Annotated in this window: 20 protein-coding genes; 18 read left to right on the forward strand and 2 right to left on the reverse strand. The window is 41.6% G+C overall.

Features of this window, described 5'->3' with window-relative positions; genetic code table 11:
• Positions 1–17 precede the first annotated feature (17 nt).
• From nrdR to greA, 13 genes are all read left to right on the forward strand, one after another.
• Entirely contained in the window at positions 18–491 is a 474-nt protein-coding gene (gene nrdR / locus AC3E8G_RS07380; protein WP_006595763.1) for a transcriptional regulator NrdR, read from the forward strand.
• The gene (locus AC3E8G_RS07385; RefSeq protein WP_490677381.1) at positions 492–1664 is read left to right on the forward strand and encodes a replication initiation and membrane attachment family protein; all 1173 of its coding nucleotides are present in this window, start codon (positions 492–494) and stop codon (positions 1662–1664) included.
• Positions 1665–2564: a primosomal protein DnaI gene (gene dnaI / locus AC3E8G_RS07390; protein ID WP_490677383.1), complete on the forward strand. Its 900-nt coding sequence runs from the start codon at positions 1665–1667 to the stop codon at positions 2562–2564.
• Positions 2561–3277, forward strand: a complete 717-nt coding sequence (locus tag AC3E8G_RS07395) for an NADPH-dependent oxidoreductase (RefSeq protein ID WP_195348063.1) — start codon at positions 2561–2563, stop codon at positions 3275–3277. The genes dnaI and AC3E8G_RS07395 overlap by 4 nt, the downstream gene beginning before the upstream one ends.
• Positions 3278–3293: 16 nt before the next feature.
• Positions 3294–4604, forward strand: coding sequence for a ribosome biogenesis GTPase Der (der, locus tag AC3E8G_RS07400; protein ID WP_490677385.1), 1311 nt, complete (start codon positions 3294–3296; stop codon positions 4602–4604).
• Between the two features lie 6 nt (positions 4605–4610).
• Entirely contained in the window at positions 4611–5057 is a 447-nt protein-coding gene (locus AC3E8G_RS07405) for a hypothetical protein (protein ID WP_236127846.1), read from the forward strand.
• A gap of 401 nt (positions 5058–5458) precedes the next feature.
• On the forward strand, positions 5459–8554 hold the full coding sequence (locus tag AC3E8G_RS07410) for a pilus expression-regulating Snf2 family helicase (protein WP_129822389.1): 3096 nt from the start codon (positions 5459–5461) through the stop codon (positions 8552–8554).
• Between the two features lie 57 nt (positions 8555–8611).
• Entirely contained in the window at positions 8612–9280 is a 669-nt protein-coding gene (gene zapJ / locus AC3E8G_RS07415) for a divisome accessory protein ZapJ (RefSeq protein ID WP_414285678.1), read from the forward strand.
• A 14-nt stretch (positions 9281–9294) separates the two neighbouring features.
• Complete coding sequence (gene murC / locus AC3E8G_RS07420) at positions 9295–10629, forward strand: UDP-N-acetylmuramate--L-alanine ligase (protein ID WP_006595771.1); 1335 nt, start codon at positions 9295–9297, stop codon at positions 10627–10629.
• A gap of 9 nt (positions 10630–10638) precedes the next feature.
• On the forward strand, positions 10639–11067 hold the full coding sequence (locus tag AC3E8G_RS07425; RefSeq protein ID WP_023027159.1) for a GNAT family N-acetyltransferase: 429 nt from the start codon (positions 10639–10641) through the stop codon (positions 11065–11067).
• Between the two features lie 12 nt (positions 11068–11079).
• Entirely contained in the window at positions 11080–11580 is a 501-nt protein-coding gene (locus AC3E8G_RS07430; protein ID WP_490677388.1) for a GNAT family N-acetyltransferase, read from the forward strand.
• 62 nt (positions 11581–11642) lie between these two features.
• Positions 11643–13253 carry an endolytic transglycosylase MltG gene (mltG, locus tag AC3E8G_RS07435; RefSeq protein ID WP_414286232.1) on the forward strand — a complete coding sequence of 537 codons (1611 nt, stop codon included), beginning with the start codon at positions 11643–11645 and terminating at the stop codon, positions 13251–13253.
• Positions 13254–13314: 61 nt separating this feature from the next.
• The gene (gene greA / locus AC3E8G_RS07440; RefSeq protein ID WP_006595775.1) at positions 13315–13797 is read left to right on the forward strand and encodes a transcription elongation factor GreA; all 483 of its coding nucleotides are present in this window, start codon (positions 13315–13317) and stop codon (positions 13795–13797) included.
• Between the two features lie 400 nt (positions 13798–14197).
• Here the strand turns inward: greA and yidC are convergent, their stop codons facing one another.
• Positions 14198–15136, reverse strand: coding sequence for a membrane protein insertase YidC (yidC, locus tag AC3E8G_RS07445; RefSeq protein WP_490677390.1), 939 nt, complete (start codon positions 15134–15136; stop codon positions 14198–14200).
• A 78-nt stretch (positions 15137–15214) separates the two neighbouring features.
• The gene (locus AC3E8G_RS07450) at positions 15215–15493 is read right to left on the reverse strand and encodes an acylphosphatase (RefSeq protein WP_125334819.1); all 279 of its coding nucleotides are present in this window, start codon (positions 15491–15493) and stop codon (positions 15215–15217) included.
• A 73-nt stretch (positions 15494–15566) separates the two neighbouring features.
• On the opposite strand from AC3E8G_RS07450, the gene AC3E8G_RS07455 reads away from it, so the two are divergent.
• The 5 genes from AC3E8G_RS07455 (at position 15567) to AC3E8G_RS07475 (ending at position 19180) form a co-directional block, all read left to right on the forward strand.
• On the forward strand, positions 15567–16313 hold the full coding sequence (locus AC3E8G_RS07455; RefSeq protein ID WP_490677392.1) for a TrmH family RNA methyltransferase: 747 nt from the start codon (positions 15567–15569) through the stop codon (positions 16311–16313).
• A 30-nt stretch (positions 16314–16343) separates the two neighbouring features.
• On the forward strand, positions 16344–16832 hold the full coding sequence (locus tag AC3E8G_RS07460) for an HDIG domain-containing metalloprotein (RefSeq protein WP_048715413.1): 489 nt from the start codon (positions 16344–16346) through the stop codon (positions 16830–16832).
• A gap of 29 nt (positions 16833–16861) precedes the next feature.
• On the forward strand, positions 16862–17548 hold the full coding sequence (locus AC3E8G_RS07465) for a Bax inhibitor-1/YccA family protein (RefSeq protein ID WP_006595780.1): 687 nt from the start codon (positions 16862–16864) through the stop codon (positions 17546–17548).
• A gap of 82 nt (positions 17549–17630) precedes the next feature.
• Positions 17631–18881, forward strand: coding sequence for a diaminopimelate decarboxylase (locus tag AC3E8G_RS07470; RefSeq protein ID WP_048789533.1), 1251 nt, complete (start codon positions 17631–17633; stop codon positions 18879–18881).
• 56 nt (positions 18882–18937) lie between these two features.
• The gene (locus tag AC3E8G_RS07475; RefSeq protein WP_006595782.1) at positions 18938–19180 is read left to right on the forward strand and encodes a YneF family protein; all 243 of its coding nucleotides are present in this window, start codon (positions 18938–18940) and stop codon (positions 19178–19180) included.
• Positions 19181–19183: the final 3 nt, after the last annotated feature.

The raw sequence follows: 19183 nt of genomic DNA on the forward strand, positions 1-19183 counted from the left end.
CGATAAGGAGGGTGTCCATGCGGTGTCCAAAATGTGGCGGAAATAAGTCTAGTGTTGTAGATAGTCGCCAGGCAGAAGATGGAAAAACGATTCGTAGAAGAAGAGAATGTGATGAATGTCATCATCGCTTCACCACTTATGAACGAGTAGAAGAGCGGACTCTTGTTGTGGTGAAAAAAGATGGCACCCGGGAACAGTTTTCTAGAGATAAAATATTTAATGGGATTATTCGATCTGCTCAGAAACGTCCCGTGTCGAGTGACGAAATTGAGGAAATTGTGGGGCGAATCGAACAAAAGATTCGTAGTCAGAGTGAAAATGAGATCCAGAGTGACTATATCGGATCACTTGTCATGGACGAGTTAGCAGAATTGGACGAAATTACCTATGTTCGATTTGCGAGTGTCTATCGTAGTTTCAAGGATGTTGGTGAATTGGAAAGTCTCTTAAAGCAGATTACCAAAGGAACGAAGAAGAAAAAGGAAAAATAGATGAAGCCCAATACTTCATTTTCTTTCTTGAAGAATAATTATTTAGCGCCTACAGGAGCCTCTTTCACGCATCTGTATGGACCAATATTAGGTGTTCAAGCAAGTCAATTATATACTTTTCTGCTGAGTCTCTATGATCAGGGGAAAGAAAAACGGCTGATTGCTGTTGTTTTAAATCATTTGGATCTAGGTTTCGCTCATTTTCTCGAAAGTCTAGACCGTTTGATTGCCATGAATTTACTAGAGGTTTTTGAGACAGATGAAGGACTTCAGTTCCGATTTTTGGCTCCGCTAGAAGCAGATCAATTTTTCGCGAATATCGCTTATCAGAAGTTGCTGGAGAAAAAAATAGGAGAAGCAGCAGTTCGTGACTTGCTTCCTGAAAAACCAGAGGGAGAGAAACGGAAGGTGAACTTTGCCTCTATTTTTGGGATTGATGGTGTTTCGACCCCTCAGAGGAAAGTATCTTCCTTCAGTTTAGAGCACTTTAAACAATTAATGGTACGGGATGGCCTTCGTTTTGAGAACGAACAAGAGGACCTCTTAGTTCTTTATGCCATCACCGAAGAGAAGAATTGGACTTGGTACGAGACCTATCTGTTGGCCAAGGAGACAGCGGTTAATTTGGTCATTTCGACCAAACGGATGAGACAAAAACTGACCCAAGAGCCACAAGAAAAAGGTAAGGATGAGTTCACTCCGCAGGAAAGGGCCATTATCCGGGAAGCTAAAAATAAGACCAGTCGTCAATTTTTAGCAGGAATAAAAAAAGCGCGTAAGGCTGTTGTGACCCAATCAGAACGCCAAGTAATTTCTGACTTGGCCCGTTTAGGCCTGTTAGATGAAGTTATAAATGTGATCTTGTTGTTTACCTTTAACAAGGTTGCTTCCGCCAATCTCAATGAAAAGTATGCCTTAAAAGTTGGAAATGACTTTGCTTATGAGGGGATAAAGACGGCTGAGGAGGCCGTTCTGAAGATCCGCCAGCGCCAAGACTCCCATTTACAAAAAGCAAAAGAGAAAGTAGCTAAGAGTGGGTCAGCGACAGGAAAGACCAATGTTCCGAAGTGGAGTCAGCCTAACTATACCAATCAGACTAGCCAAGAAGAACAGGCTAATCTGGAACAACAAAAACGAGCCTTGCTCGAGAAATTAAATCAAGGAGGGGAGTAAATGGAGAGCGTAGGGAAAACCATGTCCCAGATGAATCGATCACAGCAGTTCAATTATGAAGAATTGGTAGCTCAAATTCTCGCCGAACCTGAGATTGCAAGCTTTATTCAAAAGGAGGGTTTATCGGATGTAGAAATCCGTCGTAGCATTTCCAAATTTAACCAATACATCAGTGAGCGCAATCGCTTTGTCCTTGGGGATGCAGATTATATTGCAAGAGGGTATAAGCCTGTTTTAGTCATGAATGAAGGTTATGCGGATGTTTCCTATGAGGAGACACCTGAATTAATCGAGGCACAAAAACAAGCCGCTATCAATAGACGCTTGCAGCTGATCAACTTACCAAGCACCTTGAAGGAAGCTTCCTTAGCGAAAGTCGACTTGGATGATCGTGGGCGTTTTGGAGCCTTTGAAGAGTTGGCCAATTTTGTTGCTTCCTATCCTCAAGCTCGTAAAGGGATTTTTCTATATGGAGATTTTGGAGTTGGGAAAAGCTATATGATGGCAGCTCTTGCTCATGACTTGTCTGAAAAACGTCAGGCTTCCTCCACCATTCTACATTTCCCAAGCTTTGTCATCGATGTCAAAAATGCCATTAATACAGGTCAGGTTAAAGAGATGTTGGATCAGGTCAAGAAGGCTGAAATTTTGATTCTTGATGATATTGGGGCAGAGCAAATGTCGCCTTGGGTCCGGGATGAAGTCTTGCAAGTGATTTTGCAACATCGGATGCAGGAGATTCTTCCAACCTTCTTTACTTCGAATTTCAACTTTGAAGATTTGGAACGTCATTTTGCTACATCTCGGAATGGAGATGAGACTTGGCAAGCCAAACGTGTCATGGAGCGAATCAAGTTCCTTGCTAAAGAAGTCCGCCTAGAAGGAGAAAATCGCCGATGAATCCTGTTATTGATTTGATGAAATCTCATTCCTCTGTCCGTCGCTTTAAGGAGGAGGACATCAAAGAGGAAGACCTTCAAGCAATCCTAACAGCAGGACAGATGGCTTCCTCTTGGAAGAACTTCCAGTCTTATTCCATTATCTTAGTGAGAAGCCAGGAAAAGAAAGAGGGGCTCTATCAATTCGTCCCTCAGGAGGCAATTCGTCAATGCTCTGTTTTCTTACTGTTTGTAGGAGATCTCAACCGAGCTGAAAAAGGGGTTCGAATGCATACGGATCAATTCCATCCAGAAGGACCAGATAATTTATTGATTACTTCTGTAGATGCGGCCTTGGCAGGTCAGAATACCTTGCTAGCTGCTGAAAGTCTAGGCTACGGAGGAGTCATTATTGGCTTGGTTCGGTATGAAGCGGCTGAAGTGGCCAAACTATTTAACTTACCAGACTACACCTATCCTGTCTTTGGGATGGCTTTAGGAGTGCCAAATCAGAACCATCCTGTGAAGCCCCGCCTTCCTTTGGAAGCTGTTGTCTTCGAAGAAAGTTACCAGGAGCAGACTCCTGAAGTGATTGAAGCCTTTGATCGAGTACAGACTGCCTATGCTGGAGCACGGGCAACGGATACTTGGAGCCAACGCTTGGCTGCCCAATTTGGACAGGAAGAACCAGCTGCTACGGCAGAATTATTAAAGAAACACCAACTAGAAAAATAAGAGAAAAGAGGACACCATGGCTTTACCTACTGTTGCCATTGTAGGACGTCCAAATGTCGGGAAGTCAACGCTCTTTAACCGGATTGCCGGTGAGCGGATTTCCATTGTCGAGGATGTCGAAGGGGTTACTCGGGACCGTATTTATGCAACGGCTGAGTGGCTCAACCACCAATTTAGTATTATTGATACTGGCGGGATTGATGACGTGGACGCACCTTTCATGGAGCAAATCAAGCACCAAGCGGAGATTGCCATGGATGAAGCAGACGTCATTGTCTTTGTCGTATCTGGAAAAGAAGGGATTACAGATGCAGATGAGTATGTCGCTCGGATGCTCTACAAGACCCACAAACCAGTCATTTTAGCGGTCAATAAAGTGGATAATCCAGAGATGCGAACTGACATCTATGATTTCTACGCTCTTGGCCTGGGCGAACCCTTGCCAGTGTCATCTGTGCACGGGATTGGTACAGGGGATGTCTTGGATGCCATCGTTGAAAACCTTCCGACGGATCGGGAGCCAGAAAATCCAGATGTCATCAAGTTCAGCTTGATTGGCCGCCCTAATGTCGGAAAATCTAGTCTGATCAATGCCATCCTTGGGGAAGACCGCGTCATTGCCAGTCCTGTAGCAGGAACTACGCGAGATGCGATTGACACCCATTTCACCGATGCAGAAGGCCAAGAGTACACCATGATTGATACAGCCGGAATGCGGAAATCTGGTAAGGTCTATGAAAGTACAGAGAAATATTCTGTGATGAGGGCTATGCGGGCTATCGATCGCTCGGATGTGGTCTTGATGGTCTTGAACGCAGAAGAAGGAATCCGCGAGTACGATAAGCGGATTGCCGGATTTGCCCATGAAGCTGGAAAAGGGATGATCATCGTGGTCAATAAGTGGGATACCCTTGAAAAGGATAACCACACCATGAAGCAATGGGAAGATGATATTCGAGATCAATTCCAATACTTATCTTATGCACCTATTATCTTTGTCTCTGCTTTGACCAAACAACGCTTGCACAAGTTACCAGATATGATCAAGCAGATCAGTGAAAGCCAAAATACACGGATTCCTTCAGCTGTCTTAAACGATGTTATTATGGATGCCATCGCCATTAATCCGACCCCGACAGATAAAGGAAAACGTCTAAAAATCTTCTATGCGACTCAGGTTGCTACCAAGCCACCAACCTTTGTGGTCTTTGTCAATGAAGAAGAGCTCATGCATTTCTCTTACCTACGTTTCTTGGAAAATCAAATTCGGAAAGCCTTTGTCTTTGAAGGGACCCCAATCCATTTGATCGCTCGGAAACGGAAGTAGGTGTTTATGAAAACCTTGAAACAAGGACTCCTGCTTGTAGTCACATTTATAGTATTTCTGGGACTGACAGCTTGTAGCGTTGAAAGAGAAGAAACCTATGAGAAAAAAGATAAAGACATTCTTCTTCGAGTGACGATTCGACATAGAGCCAATCAAATGATCTCTGAAGAGTTTTGGGCTGATAATTTTAATGTAAATATTGAAGATGACTCTGAGTTTGAATATATTAAAAAAGAAATTGTTGAACCTAAAAAAGGAATTTCGGGCTATACAACAGATGTGAGTCGGACGAAAGAGGGTGGACTGATGATTCATACTAAGATCGTCTACCAAGACTTAGATATTGAAGCCTTAAATAAAGCCAACGATGAGAAAAAAACGTTTGGAGAACTGGCCAACTATTCAGAACATATCAAAAATTTCAAAAAAGAAGGCTATAAGAGAATAAAATAAAAGGAACACACTTGGTGTTCCTTTTAGAATGTAAACAAACCATTATTAACATAAAATAGCTAGCTATTTTTCAAATAATGACTTTTATTTTTGGAGTCATTCAAGTAGATCTGAAACTTTCCGCCGTGAGAAAAGTGCTAGAAACAAGATTGTTTCTAGCACTCGGGAGTTTTGGAACCTTGGGTCCAAAACTAAGTCATGGAACTTCATAGAAGTTCCATGACGTCCGTACTCACCTAAGGGAAGTTTCTAAGAATAACTCTTCTTTAATTTGAATGGAAAAAGAAAAGTGGAGTAGGTGATAGTAAAATCAGGCATTGAATTCTTCACAATTCTTTGTCTTTTTTTTCTATTTTAGAGGGGATATGATATAATAAAGGGATAAACATAAGGTGGTAAATATGGCAAAATTAATTCCTGGGAAAATCCGTTCAGAAGGAATCCTTCTCTATGAAAACGGGAAAGTATCCCTACAGGAAATGAAGAATCAGTACCTCTATTTCAGAATTGACAATGAGTCCCTCCGCTATAGTCTAGATGATCAAGCAATTTTTTGTAGTTGTGAGTTTTTCCAGAAGAAAAAATTCTGTGTGCATTTAGCCGCAGGAGAAGCCTTTTTAAAAAATGATGAAGAAGGGAAGGAACTCTTGCTTGGTTTAGAGCAAGATGCAACAGAAAGTCAAGAAACAAAGGAAAAAGTATCTTTTGGAAGTTTGTTTTTAGATCAAGTCCTACCAAAAATTGAAAGCAAGGAAGTCCGTTTTGGTCTCTCAGCAACCGGTCATGTAGACGACTATTCCGGTCAGTTTTTGTGGACCCTTCGTATCTATCGCAGACCGGATGAGAGATCTTATGTGGTGCGGGATGTTGTAGCTTTTTTGCAAGCCATCAGAAAACAGTCCCATTTTGCGATTGGAAAAAGTTATTACGAGCCGATTTCCTACGCAGCATTTGACCCTGAAAGTCGTGCCTTAATTCGATTCTTAGAAGGCTTGTTATCGGGAGATACGGTGCATGATGCCCTCTTCTTTCCAAATGGGGGTCGTCATCTTTACTTTCCAATGAGTTTCTTTGAAGAAGCTGTGCAATTATTGATGGACCTACCGTCCTTTACCCTTGAAGTCGGACTGGATACCTATCAGGAAGTATTCTTTCAAGAACTTCAGGAAGATTCAGGCTTGTTTTCTTTCCAAGTAGTGGAAATGAAGGAGTTTATCGAACTACAGGTCCAAGTGGCTTCCTATAAAATGGTGGAAGGTCGCTTTCTTTTGGCAAATGGCCATTTTTATCAAATATCACCGCTTCAAAAGATTTTGATTGAGGCTGTGCAGAGTTTACCCCTCTCCAGTGATCAGAAAAGACATGTTCAATTTGATTTGTCTGATCAGACCAAATTAACCTATAGCTTAGAGCAATTCAGGAAAATTGGTGAGGTGAAAGCACCAAGTAATTTCTATATTCACGATTTTCAACCTCACTTTGCTTTTGATTTATCGGAGCAAGGAGAAGTGCTGCTGGATCTAGTTTTTGTCTACGAGGACCGTATCGTTCGCTCTGAGAAAGAACTTAAGGATCTGCCTTATTCCAGTAATTTTGATAAGGAACGTTTGGTTTTTGAAACCATCTTGACAGCTGGCTTTACCAATCAATTTCAAACCAAACGAGCTCCTCTCCTTCCCAAGCAGATCTATCCCTTCTTTCAGCAGACCCTTCCCTTGTTTGAAGAACTGGGAGAGGTCGAAGTTTCGGATAAGTTGTTAGATCTGTATCAGATTGAAAAGCCAAAGATTGCCATTCAAACCAGTGGTCGTCTCCTTGAGATTGGTTTTGAATTTGACTCCATTGATCCCTCTGAGGTTGAGCAAGTGATGAGTGCCTTGGTTGAGAAGAATGACTATTATATCAGTCAATCAGGAAAGGTTCTAATCTTTGATGAAGAAACCAAGCGGATCAGTCAGACTTTATTGAATCTTCGTGCAAAGAAGACAAAAACAGGTCAGTTACAAACCAATCGCATTGCAGCCTTCCAGCTCTCCCAGTTATTTGAGTCAGCTGACAATGTCCAATTTTCTGAAGAGTTTCGTCACTTGGCTCATGACTTGATTCATCCAGAGCAATTTCCTTTGGGTGAGTTGCAAGTGACAGCTAAACTTCGAGATTATCAGGAAGTCGGAGTCCGCTGGCTATCCATGCTCAATCACTATGGCTTTGGGGGGATTTTGGCAGATGATATGGGACTTGGAAAGACCCTCCAGACCATTGCCTTTCTCTCGAGTGTTGCGACGGCGGATTCTAAGATTTTGATCTTAGCTCCATCTAGTCTAATCTATAATTGGAAAGAGGAGTTCGAAAAGTTTGCTCCACAAATGGAAGTGGAGGTTATCTATGGCCTCAAAGCAAGTCGCGACGAGGTGATTGCAAGCAACCCTCAGGTAGCGATTACCAGTTACGCTTCCTTCCGCCAGGACGTAGAGCAATACGAAAAAAATCAGTACCAATACCTCATCTTGGATGAAGCCCAGGTCATGAAAAATTCCCAAACCAAGATTGCCCAATATTTACGGAAATTCGATGTTCCTCATACCTTTGCTTTGTCAGGAACGCCAATAGAAAACCATGTAGAGGAACTCTGGTCGATTTTCCAAATTGTGCTTCCTGGTTTGTTTCCGGGTAAAAAAGAATTTAAACAATTGAGTCCAGAGACTATTTCTCAATACGTCAAGCCCTTTATCATGAGACGGAAAAAAAGTGAAGTCTTGCAGGAGCTTCCGGATTTGATTGAGATGACCTATAAGAATGAATTGGCTGACGATCAAAAAACGATCTATTTAGCCCAGTTGAAGCAAATGCAAGACCGCATTCTAAGCTCTTCTGAAGAGGAACTCAATCGCAGTAAGATGGAAATCTTATCTGGTTTGATGCGTCTTCGTCAGATTTGTGATACTCCATCCCTCTTTTTAGAGGACTATACTGGAGAAAGTGGGAAGCTGGATAGCCTTCGAGAATTGCTAGAGCAGATCAAAGATGGAAACCAACGAGTGTTGATCTTCTCACAATTTAGGGGCATGTTGGATATCATTGAAAAAGAGTTGGATGCTTTGAAGATGACTTCGTTTAAAATCACAGGATCTACGCCAGCTAATGAGCGACAAGATATGACTAACGCCTTTAACTCCGGTCAAGGGGATGCCTTTCTCATTTCCTTGAAGGCAGGTGGAGTTGGCTTGAATTTGACAGGTGCTGACACGGTTATTTTGGTTGACCTATGGTGGAACCCTGCGGTAGAAGATCAAGCCATTGGCCGTGCCCATCGAATGGGACAAGATAAGAATGTTGAGGTCTACCGGATGATTACTCGAGGGACCATCGAAGAAAAAATTCAAGAGCTCCAGACTAGCAAACGTCATTTAGTTTCTACCATATTAGATGGCACCGAAACGCGCTCCAGCCTTTCTATTGAAGAAATTCGGGAAATTTTGGGTATTTCGGTAGAATAACTTGAAAAATTAAATGAATAGTTTATAATTAATGAAGTGTCGAAAGGAAGAAATAGGATGACGGATAAGCAGTTTCCTCAAGTAGCAGATGATGAATTGATGCTAACTCAAATGCCCCATATGAATTTATATGATGATGGGGACTTCATTAGTAATATTCTTGGGGAGTATACAGATAAAAACTATTTAGAATGGGAGCCAATTGCTACTGGAAAGGTAGCAGAGCAACCTTATCAAAAAAATCTACAAAAATCCCTTCAAAAACCATTTGAAGTGCCTAAGTCAAGAAGGCAGCCGATGACTCCTGATTTCAAGGAGCCTGTTGATAAAAAGAGCCCGGCGAATCGCTACGCAGAAGAAGCTCGGGAAGCAGCGCGTGCTGATTTGAAAAAGAAGCGGACGGCTCCGTATTTGACGGCGGATATTGCCTCTAAACCCAATCGGAAAAAATTCACCCCTTCTTTCATACCAAAAGTGAAGCCAACAGCTCCTTTTCAAAAAGAAAATCCAGGTGAATTAATCAAATATGGCGAGCGACTGAAACAAGAGCAATTGATTCTTTTAGAGGAGGCAGAGGAACTTCCGGTTCAAGAGTCTCACCAAGAAGAAAAGCCAAAGAAGAATAATTATGATTTCTTGAAAAAGAGTCAAATCTATAACAAGGATCATCAAAACATCCAAACGAGACCCATTAAACAAGAACTCGATGTGACCAATCTGGACTAGCAGGAGGAGAAACTATGTCAAAAACATTTCATTTTATCGGAATAAAAGGAGCAGGTATGAGCGCCTTGGCTCTGATGCTCCATCAGATGGGACACACTGTACAAGGATCTGATGTGGAGAAATACTACTTTACACAAAGAGGTTTAGAGCAGGCAGGGATTACCATTTTACCATTCAGTGAAGAAAATCTTACCGGTGATCAAATCTTGATCGCAGGGAATGCGTTTAAACCTGAAAATAATGTAGAGATTGCTTATGCAGATGCTCAAGGCTACACCTATCAACGCTACCATGAATTCTTGGGTGAATTTATGCGTGATTTTGTCAGCATGGGAGTAGCAGGAGCTCACGGGAAAACTTCTACTACAGGGATTTTGTCCCATGTCTTGTCTAATATCACAGATACCAGCTATTTGATTGGTGATGGAACTGGCCGTGGTTCCAAAGGTGCTAAGTACTTTGTCTTTGAATCAGACGAGTACGAACGTCACTTTATGCCTTACCACCCAGAGTATTCGATTATCACCAATATTGATTTTGACCATCCTGACTACTTTACTGGCCTAGAAGATGTCTTTAATGCCTTCAATGATTATGCCAAACAAATCTCCAAAGCCTTGTTCATCTATGGGGAAGATCCTGAGCTTCGTCGGATTACAGCTAATGCCCCAATCTATTACTATGGCTTTGAAGAAGAGGGCAATGATTTTGTAGCCAGTGATCTCTTGCGTTCTACTACTGGATCAACCTTTACTGTTCACTTCCGTGGAGAAGATTTGGGACAGTTCCAAATCCCATCCTTCGGACGTCACAATATCATGAATGCTACAGCGGTCGTTGGTTTGCTTTATATCGCTGGATTCGATCTTGATTTAGTTCGGGAACACTTAAAAACATTTGGCGGGGTCAAACGTCGCTTTACAGAAAAGATTGTCAACGATACCGTCATCATTGATGACTTTGCCCACCATCCAACTGAAATCATTGCTACTTTGGATGCGGCACGTCAAAAGTATCCAAGTAAGGAAATCGTAGCGGTCTTCCAACCTCATACCTTTACTCGGACGATTGCTCTCTTGGATGAATTTGCGGATGCCTTGAACCAGGCCGATGCAGTTTACTTGGCACAGATTTATGGATCAGCCCGTGAAGTGGATCATGGGGATGTAAAAGTGGAAGATCTAGAAGCGAAAATCATCAAGAAATCAGGTGTGATTACAGCTGAAAACGTTTCTCCACTCTTGGATCATGACAATGCTGTCTATGTCTTCATGGGAGCAGGAGATATCCAGACCTATGAATATTCATTTGAACGTTTACTTGGGAACTTGACCAATAACGTTCAATAAGGAGATACCATGCAACCAAACCTTAGGATTCGGTTTGCTAAAGAAATTGATTGGGATGAGATCGAACAGATCACGTCCCAAAATTTTTCTTTTCAAAGTGCTAAACGACAAGAACTGAACGGATTCAGGACCCTGGTCTTGGAATTTGAAGAGCAAGTGATTGGGAGTTGCCTGATTCAAACAGAGGATCAGCTCGAAAATCCCTCTTTAAAATTATTGTGGTTGGAAATTCTTCCAAACTTTAGAAAACAAGGTTTTGGTACCTTGTTACTGGCCTCACTCAAGTCTCTTGTAGCTCAAGAATCCTTGTTAGGAATTCATGTGCTCTGCCAGGAAGAACTGATTCCGTATTTTGAAATGAATGATTTCCAACTAGAGATAGGGGATAACGAAGAAGGAGTTGAGGGCTATCAACTAAGTTGGTGCCTGTCCCTATAGAAAGGAAGAAAAATGAACATTCGTCGTGCAACTATTGATGATTTAGAAGCCATTCTTGCTATAGAACTGGAAAATTTTAGTCCAGAAGAGGCAATAGATAAGACGGTGCTTGCAAAACATATTGAAACGTTTAATAATAGCTTTATAGTCGCTGAAAAGGATGGCCAAATTCTTGGCTATCTAGAAGGCCCAGTGACACAAACTAGATATGTCGAGGACCGCTCTTTTACAGCGGACGTAAAAGACGAGTCCCATCTACCAGGAGGTTATATTACCCTTACGAGTCTTTCGATTTCTCCGTCTGCACAGGGCTTAGGGGTCGGGAAAGCCCTGCTTGAAGCCATGAAAAATCTTGCTTTAGAGGAAGGTCGAGAAGGGATTAGTTTGACTTGTCATGATTACTTGATTAAGTATTATGAAAGGAACGGCTTTGTAAACGAAGGACGCTCGGCCTCTAATTATGCTGGGGAAGTCTGGTACGATTTAGTATGGGAGCTCCCATCAAGTAAGTGATCAATAGGATTTGAGGCGCTCAAGCCTCGTTCCTATTGCTTTTCTATCCCTTTTAAGATATAATATTAAGGATTATGACAAGGGGGGTCAAGTATTTGACTGAAAACCAACAAGAGAATGAAAAATTATTAAGCTTCAAAGAGCGGATTCTCCGTGATCTTGAAGAAGCCAATAAACAGATTGTACAGGTTGAAAAAGAATATGACTTACCTGTTCAAAAAATTTCGATTCCAGAGAACAAAGAAGATGAGACGGAAGAGTCGCTTTCTGACTCTGTGTCAGAAGAGTCCAAGGTACAGGAAACAGTAGAGATTCCAGAGGAAGTAGAAAAAGTAGAAGTACCAGAGGTTACAGAGGTTCCTGCAATTCAGGAAGTAGCCGAAGAGAACCAAGAAGAAGCGCCTCTACCAATCGAAGAGCCAACTCGAGAAGCAGAGAGCTCAAGTCAGCCTGTAGCTGTTTCGAGAAAAGAAAAACCGGTATCTAGTGTTTCGCGCAAGGATCGGGACCAACGTGTTCAGAAAAAGAAAAAGCAGAACACCATTGCGAAACGAATCGTCTTGACGGTTCTAGGTATTCTTTTTGTCTTAATGGTTGCAACTGGAATTTTTGCAGTGACCTATGTTCAATCTAACTTAAATGCTATGGATGCCAAGGCTACAGAGTTTGTAACCGTTGAAATTCCTGCTGGTTCTAGCAATCGTGAAATTGGGACTATTTTGGAGAAAAAAGGCTTGATTAAGAATGGCCAGTTCTTCAACTATTACACCAAGTTCAAGAATTATGGGAACTTCCAATCTGGTTATTTCAATCTTCAAAAGAGTATGGATCTCGATACCATTATTCAAAAATTGCAAGAGCAAGGAACTAAAACTCCGGAACCACCAGTCTTAGGAAAAATTACCATTCCTGAGGGCTACACGATTGATCAAATCGCGGAAGTGGTTTCTGTGGATGCGAGCTCAAAATCTGGTGCCAAGACTCCATATACGCAAGAAGAATTCCTAAAAGTCATCCAAGATGATGCCTTTATTGAAAAGATGGTAGCCAAATATCCTAAGTTATTAGCAACCTTGCCATCCAAGGAAAGTGGCGTACGCTACCGCTTGGAGGGATATCTCTTCCCAGCTACTTATGGCTATGGAAAAGATAGTAAAATGGAAGATCTTGTAGACCAGATGTTAGCTGCAATGGACCAAAATCTTTCAGCCTACTATGACACCATGGAAGCTAAAAATATTGATGTCAATGAGGTATTGACGCTGGCTTCTTTGATTGAAAAAGAAGGTGCTACTGATAAAGATCGCAAGGATATTGCAAGCGTCTTTTATAACCGTTTGAATCAAGATATGCCTCTTCAAAGTAATATTGCTATCTTGTACGCACAAGGCCAATTAGGCAAGAAGACGACTCTAAAAGAAGACGCAACCATTGACACTAATATCGATTCACCTTATAATATCTACAAGAATACTGGTTTGATGCCTGGTCCAGTAGATAGTCCAGGGGTATCTGCAATTGAAGCAGCCGTCAACCCAAGCAAGACAGACTACCTCTACTTTGTAGCAAATGTAGAGACTGGGGAAGTCTATTTTGCGAAAACTTATGAGGAACACACTAAAAACGTGGAAGAACATGTGAATAGCAAATTAACAGAAAGCAGCTCAAACTAAGGAGGATGTGGCATGCCACACCTTTTTAGTTCGAAAAAAATAATAGAAAAGAGAAAAAAATATGGCAGAAAAAACCTATCCAATGACCCTAGCTGAAAAGCAAAAATTAGAACTTGAATTAGAAGAGTTGAAATTAGTTCGTCGTCCAGAAGTTGTAGAGCGGATTAAAATTGCTCGTTCTTACGGAGACCTTTCAGAAAACAGTGAATACGAAGCCGCTAAAGACGAACAGGCTTTTGTTGAAGGACAAATCTCAAGCCTAGAAACAAAGATTCGTTATGCTGAAATTGTCGATAGTGATGCTGTCGCTGTTGACGAAGTAGCGATTGGAAAAACCGTTACTGTTCAAGAAATTGGCGAAGATGAAGAAGATGTTTACATTATTGTTGGTTCAGCTGGAGCGGATGCTTTTGCTGGTAAGATATCAAATGAAAGTCCAATTGGTCATGCCTTAATTGGTAAGAAAACAGGGGATACTGTGACAATTGAAACTCCAGCAGGAAGCTACCAAGTGAAAATCTTGAACGTTGAAAAAACAGAATAAAAAATGAGAGTGAGTCACTCTCATTTTTTTTTGAAGATAAAGTCTTCTGAAAAACTTTCCTTAGGTGAGTACGGACGTCATGGAACTTCGAAGAAGTTCCATGACTTAGTTTTGAGACCTTCGCTCTTTAATTTCCAGGCTCAGGCTAAAACAGTTCCCCAAACTGTTTTACTCTCAAAACTCCCGAGTGCCTGAAACACAATAGTTTCAGGCACTTTTCTCACAGCGGAAAGTTTTTCATCTTCTTAAATAACTAAAAAATAAAAGTCATTTTTTGATAATCATCTAACTGTTTTATGTATAACAATAGTTTGTATCTATTATTATATGAGAATGAACCACTCTCTTTTTTTGTAGTAATGGAAAAGGCCGAGATGATATCTCGGCCTTTTTACTAGTATTAGTTACGGTTGCGTTGTTTTCCAGCGTTTCGTTTTTTGTTTCCGTTAGTTGGAAGGGAACGATTCGCATTGGTTGGATTAGTAGGTGTGATATCTTTTTTAACGCGACGTCCATTGGATGCTGGAGCTTTTGGAGGGTTGTTTTTATATTCCTCAGCAACTTGTTTCCGCAATTTTGGACGGATGAGGTAGTTGATGACAAATTGTTGAATAATCTGTACGAAACCACCGACTACCCAGTAGAGAGTGACACCAGCTGGTGAAATCAAAGAGAAGACGGCAATCATAATTGGGCTTACGAGAGCTGTTTTCTTCATGGTTTCTCTTTGGGTTTCATCTTCGATACCATGGAGAGCGAGCATACTTTGAATGTAGTAAAGGACAGCAACAACTAAGGTTAAAGCAAGACTTTTTGAACCGAGACCAATGCCAAGGAAAGAGTCCTTGCTAATACCAGGAGTGTATTGAGCTGCATAAAAAAGGGCAGAGAAGAAAGGCATTTGAATCAACAAAGGCAAACAGCCAATGCCGCCGAATGGGCTGACACCATTTGCTTTTTGAGCATCCATCAATTCAGAGTTGGCCAATAATTTCTCTTCTTGAGTCTCCGCATTTTTGATGCGTTCTTGGATCGGCGCAAAGATTGGTTTAAGGTAGTTCATCTTCTCAGACTGGTAGGTTGCCTTCCATGATTGATAAATACCTAGTGGGAAGATGATGACACGAACAATCACTGTTACGAGGATAATCCCTAGACCAAAGCCGAGGCCAAGATCTGTCGCAAAGAAATTGATGGCTTCCCCCATCGGTTTTCCAAGGAGATTCCAGACGAAACCGGTTGGTTGTTTGGTTGTCTTGTCGATGCTGACACATCCTGTTAAGAGGAGGAGGGCTGACAAGCTGAGAACAGCAAGTAGATAACGTTTATATTTTTTCACGAGTTACAATCCTTTAATTTTAAATAATACCTTTCTATTCTACTGTTTTTTTATCAAATTAACAATAGTTCTCTAGACTTAATTTGAAATTTTAAAATCTTTGTAGGGTTCGAAGTTTGCCAGATGGACATCAAGATAAGAAACCTTTGAAAAAGGAGTAGGCCCTTTTCGTATTTCTTGGATAAATTTGGCCATGCGGGCATTGTCTTCGCAGGAGGCAAGGATAGTGACCGTTCCGTCATCATTGTTCCAGACCCGACCTGTAATGCCTCCAATTTCTAATGCTAAGCTATAAACTCCCCAACGGAAGCCAACACCTTGAACCCGACCTTGGGCCGTCATTTCAACTTTTTGCATGCTTGTTCTCCTTGTGCTTGAATTCCTACTCAGGACGGAGAAGCTCCTCCTGTGAATGTGGTATAATAGTCTTATGAATATTATAACCTCTAAGTCCAATAATGGGATCAAAAAAGTTAAAAAACTTCATCAAAAAAAATACCGAATCGACTCCTACCTGATCGAAGGCTGGCATCTTTATGAAGAAGCTATCAATCATCAGGCTCCGATTGAACAAGTCTTTGTTCTGGAAGAGTTTGTAGATAAGGTCAAGAAAGATACGAAGGCGACCATCGTAAGTCCTGAGGTTTTAGCAGAAATTGCTGATTCCAAAAGCCCTCAAGGAATTGTGGCTGAAATTAAGATACAGCCAATCCAGCATCTTCAGCTGGCTCAAGGACGGTATTTATTGTTAGAGGATGTTCAAGATCCAGGAAATGTCGGAACCATGATTCGGACTGCTGACGCAGCAGGCTTTGACGGGGTGCTTCTAACTGATCAATCAGCAGATTTGTATAATATGAAAACCTTGCGCTCTATGCAGGGGAGTCATTTTCATCTTCCTGTTATCCGTTTGCCTAAAGAGCAACTCTTAACAGCCATTGAAGAAAGTCAGCTACCCATCTATGCGACCACCTTGTCTCAGGATTCTATTGACTATAAGCAAGTGGAGAAAGTCCCTGCTTTTGTACTGGTCATGGGGAATGAAGGACAAGGTATTAGTGACCAGATGGCTGAGAAGGCAGATCTGCTGGTTCATATCACCATGCCAGGTCAGGCAGAGAGTCTGAATGTCGCTGTTGCTGCAGGGATTTTGATCTTTTCTATGGTTGAAGAATAGTGCGTTAGTCAGATAGAGGAGGTGAGACGCATGTATCGACAAGATAAAGAATATATGGCTGAAGTCGGACATTTGATCCAGCATCCCAAACTTCAAAAATTAAAGGAAATTCCCCACCATATTCATTCCAACCGTTTAGAGCATTCCATTCACGTTAGCTACACCAGCTACCGCATTTCTAAGAAGATGGGCTGGGATACCAAAAGTACAGCAAGGGGAGCTCTCTTACACGATCTTTTTTACTACGACTGGCGGCAGGTCAAATTTAACAAGAGCCATGCCTGGGTACATCCTCGGATAGCTGTTCGAAATGCCAAAAAGATAACGAGCCTCAATAAAAAAGAAGAGGACATCATCCTCAAACATATGTGGGGCTTGACGCTTGCTCCACCTCGCTACAAAGAATCTTTCCTCGTGACCATGGTCGATAAATACTGGGCGATAAAAGAAGCCTCAGAACCAATGAGAAAAAAGTGGTCAAAGAGGAGACTTTTCCATCGAAAAATGTTAAAATCATAATAATTTAAGTTTGAAAGGAATGATTGATGATGAATCAACAAACCGTTATCCACGAACAAAGTGGTCTTAATAGCTTTTATAGCAAAATTTATTCTCTAGTTGGAGTTGGAGTTGGAATCTCAGCTGTCGTATCAGCTTTGATGATGACCCTTTTCCAAGAAACCTTCATATATATTCTAACTCAGGCTCCATGGGTCTACTATATTGCCATTGCTGTTGAATTGATTTTGGTCCTGGTCGCTTCGAGACAATCTGTGAAAAACAATCCCATGGCCTTGCCTCTCTTTTTAACTTATTCAGCTCTGAATGGCTTTACCTTGAGTTTTATCATTGCACGCTATGCTCAAGCGACAGTTTATAAAGCCTTCGTCGTTAGTGCCTTGATGTTCTTCATCATGTCTGCCATTGGTCGTGTGACCAAAAAAGACTTGTCTGGAATGGGACGAGCATTTATGGGGGCCTTGATTGGTATTATCATTGCTTCGATTGCGAACATCTTCTTACAAAGCTCTGGTATGGATTATGTCCTTAGCATTCTTTGTGTTATCATCTTTGCAGGTTTGACTGCTTGGGATAACCAAAAGATTCGTTATGTCTATGAACAATCCAATGGTCAGCCAACCAATGGTTGGGTTGTTGCTTTGGCTTTGGAACTCTATCTTGATTTCATCAACTTGTTCATCAATATCTTGCGTATTTTTGGACGCAACGATTAATCGAAAGAGCCGGGAAACCGGCTTTTTTTGTTGGAAAACTTGTGATATACTAAAGAAAATTGATAGAAAAGAGAATCTTCACATGAAACGTCCATTTATTAGTAGAGAAAGATTAAAACAAATTACGGAAACCTATCCAACTCCCTTTCACCTATATGATGAAGCTGGGATCCGGCAGACAGCTCGTGCCCTCCATCAAGCCTTTTCTTGGAATCCAGGCTTTAAGGAGTATTTCGCTATCAAAGCGACCCCTAATCCAGCCATCCTAAAAATCCTCAAAGAAGAAGGCTGTGGCGTGGACTGTGCTAGCTATGTGGAGCTGCTGATGGCACAAAAATTAGGATTTACGGGTCAAGAAATTATGTTTTCTTCCAACAATACACCGGCTGAAGAGATGGTCTTTGCCCGTCAGCTAGGAGCGACTATCAACTTGGATGCCTACGAAGATGTAGCCTTCCTACAATCTGTTGCGACACTACCGGAGGTCATCTCTTGCCGCTATAATCCAGGAGGGGTGTTTGAACTGGGAACGGATATCATGGACCATCCTGAAGAGGCTAAGTTTGGCATGACCAAGGAGCAATTGATCCAAGCATTTACGGAGTTGAAAGATTTAGGTGTCAAACGATTTGGGATCCATGCCCTCTTAGCTTCGAATACCGTCTCCAATGATTACTATCCAGAATTGGCTAAGCAATTATTCCAGTTGGCAGTAGAAGTGGTTGAAAAGACAGGGGTTACCTTGGACTTTGTCAACCTCTCTGGTGGGGTTGGAGTGAACTACAAACCAGAAGACCAACCAAATGATATTGCTGTGATTGGGGAAGGTGTTCGTCGGGCTTACGAGGACATTTTAGTTCCAGTGGGCTTAGATCAAGTGAAAATCTATACGGAATTAGGCCGCTTTATGCTAGCCCCACATGGCCTATTGGTCACCCATGTCACCCATAAGAAACAGACTTATCGGACCTATCTAGGAGTAGATGCTTCGGCTGTCAACCTCCTTCGTCCCGCTATGTACGGGGCCTACCACCATATCACCAATCTGGATCGACCAGATGGAAAGACAGAAATAGTAGACATTGTTGGTAGTTTGTGTGAAAACAATGACAAGTTTGCCAAAAATCGGGAATTTCCTGTCTCTGAAATTGGGGATCTTTTGGTCATCCATGATACAGGAGCGCATGGTTATTCTATGGGTTATCAGTACAATGCCAAGCTCCGCTCTGCCGAGATTTTATTAGAAGAATCAGGCCAAACTCGTCTCATCCGACGGGCCGAAAAACCAGAGGATTACTTTGCAACATTGTATGGCTTTGACTTTGAAAAATAGGGCCTTTTTGGTATAATAGAAAATGTGTAAATATTGAATTTAGGAGAAAAACACTTATGTCTACATTTTTGACAATTTTATTGATTATCCTTGCTTTCTTTGGTGGAATGTTGGCAGGTATGTACCTACTTCGCAAGCAGTTTGAAAAAGAATTTGCATCAAACCCACGTTTGAATGTTGAAGCAGTTCGTACATTGTTGGGAGCTAGTGGTCAACGTCCAAGTGAAGCGAAGGTGCAACAAGTTTACCGTCAAATTCTGAATCAACAAAAAGCATCTTTGAATACGAAGAAGAAATAAAAG

The sequence above is a fragment of the Streptococcus sp. SCPM-O-B-15294 (M123) genome, assembly GCF_058200455.1.